10 protein-coding genes and 1 pseudogene are annotated in these 12,009 nt (G+C 64.1%); 10 read left to right on the top strand and 1 reads right to left on the bottom strand.

From position 1 onward, the window contains the following. Positions 1–666 precede the first annotated feature (666 nt). The 10 genes from ASD21_RS06910 (at position 667) to ASD21_RS23845 (ending at position 11,059) form a co-directional block, all read left to right on the top strand. Positions 667–2,889, top strand: coding sequence for a TonB-dependent receptor (locus tag ASD21_RS06910; RefSeq protein WP_056438662.1), 2,223 nt, complete (start codon positions 667–669; stop codon positions 2,887–2,889). A 115-nt stretch (positions 2,890–3,004) separates the two neighbouring features. Further along, positions 3,005–3,550 (top strand): sugar-binding domain-containing protein, encoded by a 546-nt coding sequence (locus ASD21_RS06905; protein WP_056438659.1) that lies wholly within the window; start codon positions 3,005–3,007, stop codon positions 3,548–3,550. 321 nt (positions 3,551–3,871) lie between these two features. Next, positions 3,872–4,516 carry a TetR family transcriptional regulator gene (locus tag ASD21_RS06900; RefSeq protein ID WP_200941403.1) on the top strand — a complete coding sequence of 215 codons (645 nt, stop codon included), beginning with the start codon at positions 3,872–3,874 and terminating at the stop codon, positions 4,514–4,516. 141 nt (positions 4,517–4,657) lie between these two features. Continuing rightward, positions 4,658–6,019, top strand: a complete 1,362-nt coding sequence (locus ASD21_RS06895) for an MFS transporter (protein WP_056438656.1) — start codon at positions 4,658–4,660, stop codon at positions 6,017–6,019. A 73-nt stretch (positions 6,020–6,092) separates the two neighbouring features. Beyond that, positions 6,093–6,395, top strand: coding sequence for a hypothetical protein (locus ASD21_RS06890; protein WP_056438653.1), 303 nt, complete (start codon positions 6,093–6,095; stop codon positions 6,393–6,395). 98 nt (positions 6,396–6,493) lie between these two features. Further along, entirely contained in the window at positions 6,494–7,645 is a 1,152-nt protein-coding gene (locus tag ASD21_RS06885; RefSeq protein ID WP_056438650.1) for a Gfo/Idh/MocA family protein, read from the top strand. Between the two features lies 1 nt (position 7,646). Beyond that, a complete protein-coding gene (locus ASD21_RS06880) occupies positions 7,647–8,822 on the top strand; it encodes a dihydrodipicolinate synthase family protein (protein WP_056438647.1) in 1,176 nt (391 codons plus the stop codon). After that, positions 8,822–9,640 (top strand): sugar phosphate isomerase/epimerase family protein, encoded by an 819-nt coding sequence (locus ASD21_RS06875; RefSeq protein WP_056438644.1) that lies wholly within the window; start codon positions 8,822–8,824, stop codon positions 9,638–9,640. The genes ASD21_RS06880 and ASD21_RS06875 overlap by 1 nt, the downstream gene beginning before the upstream one ends. Beyond that, positions 9,624–10,907, top strand: coding sequence for a glycerate kinase type-2 family protein (locus ASD21_RS06870; protein WP_056438641.1), 1,284 nt, complete (start codon positions 9,624–9,626; stop codon positions 10,905–10,907). The genes ASD21_RS06875 and ASD21_RS06870 overlap by 17 nt, the downstream gene beginning before the upstream one ends. Further along, complete coding sequence (locus ASD21_RS23845) at positions 10,904–11,059, top strand: hypothetical protein (protein WP_156390601.1); 156 nt, start codon at positions 10,904–10,906, stop codon at positions 11,057–11,059. Before ASD21_RS06870 ends, ASD21_RS23845 begins: the two co-directional genes overlap by 4 nt. 192 nt (positions 11,060–11,251) lie before the next feature. On the opposite strand, the pseudogene ASD21_RS23230 reads toward ASD21_RS23845, so the two are convergent. Continuing rightward, positions 11,252–11,776 (bottom strand): annotated as a pseudogene (locus ASD21_RS23230) (transposase); the annotation flags it as partial. Between the last annotated feature and the right edge of the window lie 233 nt (positions 11,777–12,009).

Here is a 12,009-nt window from a genome sequence, read left to right as displayed (position 1 = left end):
TTTTCACAAAACAACGGTAACCGGCGTCACCGATTTTTGGCGAGAGGTCAGGGGAATAACTTGAAATTGGCCAGGCCACTTGTTAGGTTCCGTCCTAACGACGAAGGGCCCTCATGGCCCAAAACAAGTCGAAGAGGGGAAGAACCATGAACCGCCTGCTTTGCTGCGTCTCCCCCCGTGCGCTTTGGCGGGCTCCATGGAGCCCGCCATTTTTCTTTTCGAGACCTAGAACGAGGCAGTGATGGCTGACAATACCCTGCCGAGACTCTGGTCCGCGCTGGATGAAAAATCAGAGGCAGGTCATCGCCTTCGCGGCCAAGGGTTTTGGTCTCATCTTCGTTCCTTCGTCACTACGACGAGACCAAAACCCTCCTCTAAACGGAACCCTCAATCTGTCTCATGGGCGCTGACGGCGGACACTCGGGGGGAGATCATTGACACACCTCTCCCTTTGCGTAACTAGTTGGTTACCGTGGCCTGATCTGCGGAGTTGACCGGCCGCAGGGCTGGCGGGGGAGGGCGCATGGGCCAGCGTTATATTTCGCGTGCTGACATCGGGTTCCGAAACGGAGCCGAGGGGTGAGGGCGCTCGGTTCCGACGCCCGGGCCATCGGCGCGGCCTCCCAAAGTCGCAAACAAGTCGAACAAACAAGAAGGGAAAAATCCATGAACCGGTTGCTCTACTGCGCGTCCACGCCCGCGCTCCTGTTGGCGATGGCCACGTCCGCTTTCGCCCAAGCCGCGCCCGACGCCATCGCGCTCGACGAGGTGGTCGTCACCGCGCAAAAGCGCGCCGAGAACGTCCAGAACGTGCCCCTGGCGGTTTCAGTGGTCACCGCGCGGCAGCTGGAAAGCGCCGGCATCAAGGAATTCACTGACGTCTCGCGCGTCGCGCCGTCCCTGACCATCCGCCAGGCCGACCAGCCCATCAACGCCTCGGTGGCGCTGCGCGGCATCGGCACCTTCGCCTACGGGATCGGCGTCGAGCCCAGCGTCGCGGTGCAGATCGACGACGTGCCGATCTCGTTCCAGGCTCGGGCCTTCTCCGACCTGACCGACGTCGAGCGCATCGAAGTCCTGCGCGGGCCGCAGAGCACCCTCTACGGCAAGAGCGCCTCGGCCGGCCTGGTCAACATCACCACCCGCGACCCCAGCGCCAAGTTCAGCGTGCTGGCCAACGCTCTGGCCACTGACGATCACGAGTACCGGGGAGCGGTCAGCCTGTCGGGCCCGATCGGCGAGACCCTGGGCTACCGCCTGAGCGCCAGCCGCAGCGAATACGACGGCAACGTCACCAACCTTTACGACCACACCAAGATCAACGGTCGCGACGAGACGTCCATCCGCGGCAAGCTGCAGTGGCGGCCGATGGACGAGCTGAAGGTCACGCTGGGCGCCAGCTACATCGAGGGCACGGCGACGCCCGACGCCACGATGCGCGTCTATACCCCGGGCGCGACCCTGCGCGGCACGCCCGGCCTGACGGCGAACGTGACCATGCCCGGCGTCGTGCCGGGCGAGGAGAACCTGACCGTCAGCAACGACACGCCGCCTTATGCCAAGAGCGACGGTTTCGGTCAGTCGCTGAAGATCGAGTACGAGCTGCCCAAGGACTTCACCCTGGTCTCGATCAGTTCGCACGACCAGTTCCGACTGGACGACCAATCGGACTCCGACCGGACGTCCTATGCCGGCATCAAGAACTCGTACGGCGGCTACTTCAAGGCCAAGGCCAATACCCAGGAACTGCGCCTGCTGTCGCCCGGCGACGGAGTGTTCCGCTACACCTTGGGTCTGTTCTATGGCGACAACGACCTTCAGCGCAGCTTCAGGCGCGGCCCGGTCTTCTCGCAGGCCCAGTGGTACGCCATGGCCACCTCAGAGAACAAGGCGGCCTTCGGCCAGGGGGAATGGACCTTCCTGCCGAAGACCACGGCGATCGTCGGCCTACGCTACCAGAAGGAAGACATCGGCTACTATTTCAACGACATCCGGAACGGCAACGCCAAGTTCTCGGGCGGCGCTTCGGACAGCTCGGCGACCTATCGGCTGGGCCTGCGGCAGCAGGTCAACGACGACGTCATGGTGTTCGGCTCGTTCGCCACCGGTCACAAGGGCCAGACCTACGACCTGACCACGGGCTTCAACCAGGCGCGGGCCGATGTCGGCCCGATCAAGCCGGAGACCTCGGACTCGTTGGAGGCGGGGATCAAGAGCCAATTCCTGGATCACCGCATCCAACTGAACGGCACGATCTTCCATGTGAAGTACGACGATTATCAGGCCCAGGGGATCGACCTGGTCGGCGGCACCCAGAACTTCCGCCTGACCAATGTCGGCAAGGTGCTGACCAAGGGCGTGGAGGTCGAGGCCAACGCGATCCTGACCAAGGACCTGCGCCTCAACGGTTCGATCGCCTATGTCGACGCCAAGATCACCTCGTTCCCCAAGGCGGCCTGTTGGCCGGGGCAGACCGCGGCCCAAGGCTGCGTCGCCGGCTCGCCGTCGTTCCAGGACCTGAAGGGCGAGACCCTGCCCAACGCGCCCAAATGGAAGATGAACCTCGGCCTGGATTTCTCCCAGCCGGTAGGCGACTACGAGATGATCTTCTCAGGCGTCTACGCCTATCAGACCAAGGTCAACTTCTCGCTGAACACGGACCCTGGAACGGTGCAGAAGGCCTATGGCGTGCTCAACGTGTCGGGCGGCTTGCGCAAGCCCGGCGGCGGCTACCAGGCGGTGATCTTCGTCAACAACGTTTTCGACAAGAGCTACGCGGTGAACGGCGCCAGCCAGTACGGCAATTTCGGCAACCAGTTGGTCACCGAGCTCCAGCCGGCGCGCGACTTCCACCGCTATGCGGGCGTGCGCCTCTCGGTTTCCTACTAGGGCGTCCTCCCAAGCCCTTGGGCGGCGGGCTTCGGCCCGCCGCCTTTCTTTGTGGTCACGGCGGCGAAGTTCCCCGCTAGGCTGCACCAAACGCGTCTTCAAACAGAGGCGTACGATGTCGGATAATTCGCGGAACGATGGTGAAACCCGGCGTGGTCTGGTCACCCGCAGAGGCGCGGTCGGCGCCACCGGCGGCATGGTCCTGGCCGGCGTGGCGGTCGGCGCGAGCCGGGCCCAGGCCCAGGCTGCTAAACCCGGCCCCGCCTCCGGCGTCCCCAGCATCCTCTATCCGCATGAGAGCCCGACGCGGTCCACCAAGAGCCTGGCCGCCACCTGGCGCTTCCGCCCCGATCCCAAGGACGTCGGCGAGGCCGAGGGCTGGCAGAAGGGCCTCAAGGACTTCCGCCTGATCCCGGTGCCGGCCAGCTGGAACGACATCTTCGACGACGTGCGCAACTATGTCGGCTCGGCCTGGTACGAGACCGACTTTCGCGTCGACAAGGGCTGGGCCGGCCAGCGCATCCACCTGCGCTTCGGCTCGGTCAACTACACCGCCAAGGTCTGGCTGAACGGAAAGCTGTTGGGTGGCCATGGTCGAGAACCTCTGGGACCTGCGACAGCCCGCCTGCCGCGAGCTGCTGGCAGCGCGCGGGGCGGGTGAGGGCGCGGGCTCTGGTCAACGACCGCCAGGAGATCCTGGACGCCCTCAAAGCCCGCGATCCGGCCGCCGCTCGCACAGCATGGCGGACGTCTAGGCAGGGACCGCTTCGCCGTGGCAGGCCTTGCCCGGCGCGGCGTCCTCGTATTCGTCATGGCTGCGCATCCAGTCGCCCCTCGGTGACCCAGGCCGCCCGCTTCATCGCCGGGTCCTTCGGCAAGGTGGGTTGAACTGTCTCGATCCGCCTTGGTCGGGGCTGAAATCCAGCTGTCCGCGATGCTCAAGCACGCTATACACGACCTCATGAAAACTGGACTGGGCGGCGTGAATTCCGAGGTGCTCGACGCAGGGGCTAAACGCGCCTTCGATGTTCGCGAACGCATTCTCGAAGCGGCGCTCGCGGAGTTCGCCACCAACGGACTTGGAGGGGCGAGGGTCAACACGATCGCCGAGCGATCGGGTATCAACAAGCGCTTCCTTTATGAGTATGTCGGGAACAAGGAAGCCTTGTGGCTCGCGGTCCTTGAGCGGGTCTATTTGGACATGCGCAAGGGCGAACAGGCCCTCAAGCTCGAGGCGGTCGACCCTGAACAGGGCATGCGGCTCTTGGTCCGGTTCAACTTCCGATTCCATGCTGAGCACCCGGAATTTCTGGCGATGCTCAATGAGGAAAACCGACAACACGCCAAGAACCTGGCGCGGTCGGCACGGGTGCCGGGGATGTATTCGCCCTTGATCCACACGATCCAGGACCTTCTCGGCCGGGGTGCCGCCGCAGGATTGTTCAAGACCGGCCTGGACCCCGTCCAAGTCTACATCTCGATCGCCGCGTTGAGCTATTTCTACTGCTCGAACCGCTACACCCTCTCGACGATCTTCGATCGCGATTTCGGATCGCCTCGCGAGATGCTGCAGCGCGAAGAGCATGTGATCGAGGTTGTCATGGATCACCTGCGCCTTAGTCGTTGACACACCTCTCCCTCTGCGTAACTAGTTGGTTACCGTAGCCTGATCTGCGGAGTTGACCGGCCGCAGGGCTGGCGGGGGAGGGCGCATGGGCCAGCATTGTATTTCGCGTGCTGACATCGGGTTCCGAAACGGAGCTGAGGGGTGAGGGCGCTCGGTTCCGACGCCCGGGCCTGGTGGTGCGAGGTGACCCGTTACCAGTGGTTCGTCTTCGCGATCGTCTCGGGGGCCTGGCTGTTCGACACCCTGGATCAGCGCATCTTCTCTTTGTCGCGCATTGCGGCCCTGTCGAATTTGATGGGCGCGCCGGGCACGGACCTGGCGGTCCAGGCCATGGCCAAGAGCGCGACGGCCATCTTTCTTATCGGCTGGGGGGTCGGCGGCCTGGTGATCGGAGCGCTCGGCGACCGCTTTGGCCGTTCGCGTCTGCTCCTGGCCTCGGTGGCCCTCTATTCGGTCTGCAGCGGAGCCACGGCGATGGTCACTACGGCCGACGCGTTCGCTGCGCTTCGGTTGCTGACGGGCATCGGCATCGGCGGGGTTTTCGGCCTGGCCGTGACAATCCTATCTGAGGTGGTATCGGGACAGGCGCGCGTGGCCATGCTTGCCCTGCTCCAGGTGCTTTCGACGGTGGGAAACATCCTGGCCGCCGTGCTTAAAATGGCTGCCGACCACTTAGTGGCGAACGGTCATCTGGCGCAGGACGATGTGTGGCGGGTGCTATTCTTCATCGGCGCCTTGCCGATCCTGATCTGCGTCGTCGGGGCTTGGCGCCTGCGCGAGCCTGAGCCGTGGCGACGGCTGCAGGTCGCGGGCCAACTGCCGAAGGGGGCGTTGGGCGCCTTTATCGAGCTGTTCCGGTCTCGGGAGGACCGCCGCAACTTGGTGATCGGCTCGCTGCTGTCGATCGCGGGCGTTGTGGGTTTGTGGGCCATCGGCGAGTTCGCCGTCGATCTGCAGGACGCCGTCTTCACGCTTCATTTCCAGAAAAATCACCCGGCCCAGGCGGTGCGCGCTCTGGTGGCCGACGCCAAGAATTGGGCCTATTTCCTGCAGATGGTCGGCGGCGCGCTGGGCATGATGGTCTTTGGCTACGCGGCCAACCGCATCGGCCGGCGCCCCGCCTTCATCATCGCCTTCGCCGGGGCCTTCGTCGTCACGGTGATGGTCTATTGGAAGCTTCAGACGCCCCTCGACGCCTACTGGATGATGCCGTTGATGGGCGCCTTCCAGCTTGGCGTCTTCGCCGGGTTCTCGATCTACTTGCCCGAACTGTTCGGCGGGCGGGTGCGGGGCACGGGGGTCTCGGTGGCCTATAATCTGGGCCGCTTCGCCGCGGCGGCGGGCGGCTTCGGCTCGGCCTTCCTGACGACGCGGGTCTTCGGTCACATCGAAGGTCCTGACGCCCTGCGCTATTCCGCCATGCTGATGTGTTCGATCTTCCTGATCGGCATCCTGGCCGCGTGGCGTGCGCCTGAAACCCGGGGCGCCGAATACCGTGATTGATGCGCCGAGGCTTCGTTTGTTGAACGCGGCGCGGTGCGCGGACTGGAGCCATGAGGGGCGGGCGGCCTATTTCATGTCCGCCGAAGATCTCACCTATCCGTCGGACCTGCCCGTCCAGCAGGACCTGGGGCTGGCCGCTTTGGTCGGGGCCGGCCATGTCGAACGCAACGGCCACCACTATATCGCAGGCATACCCGCCGCCTCCACCGAGGAGGAGGAAGGCCTGCTGCGCGCCCATCCCGATCCTTACGAACGCAAGGGCGATCGCGTCCAACTGCGGATCGAAGACGGCCGTCTCAGCTTCGCCAGCCTCGACAAGCCGGGCTTTGCGTCCGGGTTCTCGCCGACTCTGGGCGATGGCCGGCCGCTGCTCTAACAGCGCTAAAATCATCACAACTGGTGCTCGGCGCGATTGACAAAGCTCGTCGATGCCGAGTAACCAACTGGTTACAGCAAGGTGGAAGGAATAAGAAAATGGCTCAGCAGCGGCTCGGCATCATCATGCACGGCATCACCGGCCGCATGGGTCTCAATCAGCATCTCATCCGGTCCATTTGCGCCATCCGTGCGCAGGGCGGGGTGACCTTGTCGAACGGCGACCGGGTCATGCCCGACCCGATCCTGATTGGCCGCAACCTGGAAAAGGTGCGCGCCATCGCCGCCCAGTACGGCATCGAGCGGGTAGCGACCGACCTGGACGCTGCTCTGGCCAATACGGAGGACACGGTCTTTTTCGATGCCGGTTCGACCCAAATGCGGATGGACCTGTTGCGACGCGCACTCGAGGCGGGCAAGCACATCTACAGTGAAAAGCCGGTGGCCGAGTCGCTGGACGAGGCCTTGAGCATCGCGCGCCTCGCGCGAGCTAAGGGCTTGAAGAACGGTGCCGTTCAGGACAAGCTCTACCTGCCGGGCCTACGCAAGATGCGCATGCTGCGGGACTCCGGGTTCTTCGGCCGGATCCTCTCGGTGCGCATCGAGTTTGGCTACTGGGTCTTCGAGGGCGACTGGCAGGCCGCCCAGCGCCCCAGCTGGAACTACCGCAAGGCCGACGGCGGCGGCATGATCCTCGATATGCTGCCCCACTGGCGCTACGTGGTCGACAACCTGTTCGGACAAATCCAGTCGGTCAGCTGCGTGGGCCGGGTCCATATCCCGCGCCGCGTCGATGAGCATGGCCAAGCTTATGAAGCCGACGCCGAGGATGCCGCCTATGTGACCCTCGAACTCGAGGACGGCGCGATCGCCCAGATTAACTCCTCTTGGGCGACCCGCGTCCGACGCGAAGACCTGGTGACCTTCCATGTCGATGGAACCTTGGGATCGGCCGTCGCGGGCCTGACCCGCTGCCACACCCAGCACCGAGTTAACACGCCGCGCCCGGTCTGGAACCCCGACCAGCCCCAGAGCATGGCCTTCGAAGCTCAGTGGGAAGAGGTGCCGGACAACGCCGTTTACGACAACGGATTCAAGTCGCAGTGGGAGGACTATATCCGCCACGTCGTCGAGGACGCGCCTTGGAAGTACGATCTGGTCGAAAGCGCCAAGGGCGTCCAGCTGGCCGAGCTGGCGCAGAAGAGCTGGGATGATCGTCGGGTGATCGACGTGCCGGCGCTTGAGGTCTGACATGGCCCACCTCACTCTGCCGACGGCCAATGGCCTTGAGCGCTACGATCTGTGCGCGCCGCGCGCCTTCGACGCGCCGCCCCCGACGACATTCAACCGCGTGGCCTTCTCGGCCGCCCATGTTGTCGCCGATCCGTTCGCGACGGGCGACCCCTGGTCGACCCCTGCGATAGACTGGGATCGCACCCTGGGCTTTCGCCATCACCTCTGGTCGCTGGGCCTGGGGGTCGCCGAGGCGATGGATACCGCCCAGCGCGGCATGGGCCTCAACTGGACCCTGTCGCAGGAATTGATCGCGCGGTCATTGAGCGACGCGACCCAGACCCCCGGCGCTCTGATCGCCTGCGGGGTCGGCACCGACCATCTCGACGCCGACGACGACACTACCATCGACGACGTCGTGCGCGCCTACGAAGAGCAGGCCGAATTCGTTGAGGCGCGCGGCGGCCGCATTATCCTTATGGCATCTCGCGCCCTTGTACGCGCCGCGCGCCGCCCGGCCGACTACGCTTATGTCTATGGACGGGTTCTATCGGCCGTGAAGGCGCCCGTGATCCTTCATTGGCTTGGCGCGATGTTCGACCCGGCACTCGAGGGTTACTGGGGCGCAACTGATCACTCGCAAGCCATGGAAGTGGCGCTTGAGGTCATCGAAGCCAATGTCGCCAAGGTGGACGGCATTAAGATCTCTCTGCTCGACAAGGAAAAAGAAGTCGTCATGCGCCGCCGGCTGCCAGCGGGTGTTCGGATGTATACCGGCGATGATTTCAACTATGTCGATCTGATTGTCGGTGACGGGTTCGGCGCGCCGCACCAGGCCCAGTCCGACGCCCTTCTGGGTATCTTCGACGCAATCGCGCCCGCCGCCAGCGCGGGCCTGTCCTGCCTGGCCGCAGGCGATGAGGCGGGCTTCAGGGCGATCCTCGAACCGACTGTTCCCCTTTCGCGGCACATCTTCCGAGCGCCAACCCGGTGGTACAAGACCGGGGTGGTGTTTATGGCCTATCTGAACGGACACCAGGACCATTTCACCATGGTCGGCGGGCAGCAGTCGGCGCGCTCGATCCAGCATTTGAGCGAACTCTTCCGCCTTGCGGACGCTGCGAACCTTCTGACGGACAAAGATGTCGCCGCCGACCGAATGCGGCGCGTCCTCGCGCTCGCTGGCGTGCTGTAGTGGCGGCGCTAGACCTTCTGTCGCTCAACACCGCTACGGTGCGCGACGCCTGGACCCTCGAGCAATGCATCGAGGGTTGCCAGCGCCACGGCGTCACCGCCATCGCGCCTTGGCGCGATAGGCTGCAGGAAATGGGCGTCGAGCGCGCGGCTCGCGCGATCCGCGGTGCGGGGTTGGACGTCAGCGGTCTCTGTCGGGGGGGCATGTTTCCGGCGCAGGAGGCTCAGGGCCGCCGCGCGGCGGTCGATGACAATCTCCGCGCCATCGATGAGGCGGCCAGCATCGGCGCGGCCTGCCTGGTGATGGTCTGCGGCGGCCTGCCTGCGGGGTCGCGAGATCTGCCCCAGGCCAGGGACATGGTTCGGGACGGTCTGGCGTCGATCCTGGATCATGCGCGGGCGGCGGGCGTGCGCATCGCGCTCGAACCCTTACATCCCATGACCTGCGCCGATCGCTCGGTGCTATCGACGTTGGGTCAAGCCCTTGACCTCTGCGATGAGCTCGGACCCGGCCTTGGTGTCGCGATCGATGTTTACCACGTATGGTGGGACCCCCAGGTCAGCGCGCAGATTGCCCGCGCCGGCGACCGCATTTTTGCGTTCCACACCTGCGACTGGCGCGTTCCGACCCGCGACCTGGTGTTTGACCGCGCCATGCCCGGGGACGGGGTGATCGACATCGCCGCGCTGCGTCACCAGGTACAAGCCGCCGGTTATGCCGGACGCCTAGAAATGGAGATCCTCTCCACCGACTGGTGGGCCCGGGATCCGAACGAGGTTCTAGCGATCTGCAAGGCCCGCCATGAAGCTTTCTGCTGAAAATCCGCCCGCGCCGAAAGATGTTCTGTTGGCGATGTTCCACGCGGCGGTGCGCGCTGCGGCCCCGGAAAACATCGTCGCGCACCTGCCTTCCGCGCCAACCGGCCGGGTCCTTGTGTTGGGTGCAGGCAAGGCGAGCGCGGCCATGGCGGCGGCGGTCGAGCGCGCTTGGCCCAGTGTTGAGATGTCCGGCCTAGTCGTTACCCGCTACGGACACGGCGCTGCCTGTGAGCGCATCGAGGTCGTCGAGGCGGGCCATCCCGTGCCGGATGCGCAAGGCCAGCGAGCCGCGGAGCGGATGCTGGAACTAGCCAGAGCGGCTGGTCCCGACGATCTGGTTCTGGCGCTGATCTCCGGGGGGGGGTCGTCGCTCCTGGTCAAGCCGGCGCCCGGGTTAAGTCTGGACGACAAGCGCGAGGTCACACGGCAGCTGCTGGCCTGCGGCGCGACCATCCAGGAGCTGAACTGCGTCCGCAAGCACCTTTCGGGCATCAAGGGCGGACGTCTTGCGCTCGCCGCCGCGCCCGCGAAGGTTCTCACCTTCGTGATCTCGGACGTTCCGGGCGACGATCCGTCCATGGTGGCGTCAGGACCGACCCTGGGCGACACGACCACCTCGACCCAGGCCCTGGCCATCGTTGATCGATACCGCCTGAACGTTCCGGAATCGGTGCGTAGGCATCTTACGGGCGCGCTCGTCTCGCCATGCACGCTGGACGCCCTTGCTAGCCGCTGCGCCATCGTCGCCCATCCTCAGATGTCGCTCGATGCGGCGGCGGCGGCTGCGCGGGCCTTAGGCGCTGAACCGATAATCCTTGGTGACGACATTCAGGGGGAGGCTCGGGAGGTCGCCGCGTCGATGGCGCGAATGACCCTGGACCATGTTCGGAGTCCCGGCGGTCGGTCCTCGCGCCGGGTCTTCCTGTCCGGCGGCGAGACCACAGTGACTGTTCGCGCGCCGGGTCGCGGCGGTCGCAATAGCGAATTCCTTCTTGCCCTGACAATCGCGCTAGGATCGACGCCAGGCATTTCGGCTATCGCCTGCGACACGGATGGGATCGATGGCTCGGAGGACAATGCCGGGGCAGTAATGGACCCGAGCTCGCTGCGCCGCGCAGCCGAACTCGGGCTAGATCCGCAAGAGTTCCTCTTCGAAAACGACAGCTACAGTCTCTTTCAAGCACTGGGCGATCTCGTCACAACCGGACCCACCCGCACCAACGTCAATGACTTCCGCGCCATCCTCGTGGAGGTCGACCCGTCATGAATGAAGCGCATGACAACGCGAACTCTGACGGCCACATCTGGGGGCTTCGCACAAAGCCCTACCGCAGCTATGTGCTGACGACGTTACTGGTCATCTACATCCTGAACTTCGTGGATCGGGGCCTGCTGTTCATTTCTTCAAGCGTGATATGATTGTCAAAGACTCTAAACCTTGAGAATCTAAATCCCTTAGGGGGCGCGGGGGCGCGGGGGCGATCAGACTCCAAATGTTGCGATTGACTCCAATCGATGCGGGTCCTGACTCCTAAATCTGCGACGGAGATTCTCATGGCCTATAGAGTCAGCTGTCTCTTGGCCTGGACCAAAGCAGCCGCTTTGGGCGGAGCCATGACGCTGCCGGCTCAGGATCGGGCCTGATTCATGGCTTCCGTTCGGAAGGTCTGCTGGGCCGCGTGGCTGTCGGGCATAGCGCACACGACGGCGCCGGCGCATCCTGGGCAACAACTTGTAGAGCTCTGCGGCCCGGCCATCTGGCCCATAGACGTAGCGATAGATGGTCTCGTGGCAGGCGTAGGCTTGGAGCTGGCGGGTCGCTTTGAGATGGCCGGCGATCTGTTCTGGCGACCAGGTCTCTCGCAGACGCTCCGTGACAAAGCGGGCTAGTTCTGGATCACGATGCAGCTTTCCGACACGCCTGCGTCGCGACGAGGCACGCTCGTCGGCGGCGATGGCGAAGTAGCCGCGCAGCCATGGGCCATCATCGAACCAATTGCGCCGGATCTCGCGATGGATGGTCGACGGGTGGCGGCCAAGTCGCTCGGAGATGACCCGGACAGGCACCTTGGCGTCACGCCAGCGACAGATCAGGTGGCGTTCTTCAAGCGTGATATGATCGTAACGCGATCCCATGTGAAAATCTCCGTGGACCTAAGTCCATAAAAACCCTCACAAATCGCACTTCAAAATAGAATCCGCCCGGCTACATATGAAAAACGCATAATAAGCATTATCGGCAATATTACATATCAGCTGCCGTCACGGCGTGTCACATATCGAAATAGACGCGACTGGCGCTGTGGTTTGGGATTTTCGACCCAAATTCACGCGACTATTCGATATTTCGCGCGAAATAGACGCGACTG

Source organism: Caulobacter sp. Root1455, from assembly GCF_001426905.1.
Classification (GTDB): domain Bacteria; phylum Pseudomonadota; class Alphaproteobacteria; order Caulobacterales; family Caulobacteraceae; genus Caulobacter.
The sequence above is the reverse complement of the archived record's forward strand: the minus strand, read 5'-3'. Positions and strand labels throughout refer to the sequence as shown.

What these genes read in the sequence shown, in the direction of transcription:
- ASD21_RS06910 (WP_056438662.1), top strand. Translation starts at nt 667, where the DNA reads ATGAACCGGTTGCTCTACTGCGCGTCCACGCCCGCGCTCCTGTTGGCG.
- ASD21_RS06905 (WP_056438659.1), top strand. Translation starts at nt 3,005, where the DNA reads ATGTCGGATAATTCGCGGAACGATGGTGAAACCCGGCGTGGTCTGGTC.
- ASD21_RS06890 (WP_056438653.1), top strand. Translation starts at nt 6,093, where the DNA reads ATGTCCGCCGAAGATCTCACCTATCCGTCGGACCTGCCCGTCCAGCAG.
- ASD21_RS06885 (WP_056438650.1), top strand. Translation starts at nt 6,494, where the DNA reads ATGGCTCAGCAGCGGCTCGGCATCATCATGCACGGCATCACCGGCCGC.
- ASD21_RS06880 (WP_056438647.1), top strand. Translation starts at nt 7,647, where the DNA reads ATGGCCCACCTCACTCTGCCGACGGCCAATGGCCTTGAGCGCTACGAT.
- ASD21_RS06870 (WP_056438641.1), top strand. Translation starts at nt 9,624, where the DNA reads ATGAAGCTTTCTGCTGAAAATCCGCCCGCGCCGAAAGATGTTCTGTTG.
- ASD21_RS23845 (WP_156390601.1), top strand. Translation starts at nt 10,904, where the DNA reads ATGAATGAAGCGCATGACAACGCGAACTCTGACGGCCACATCTGGGGG.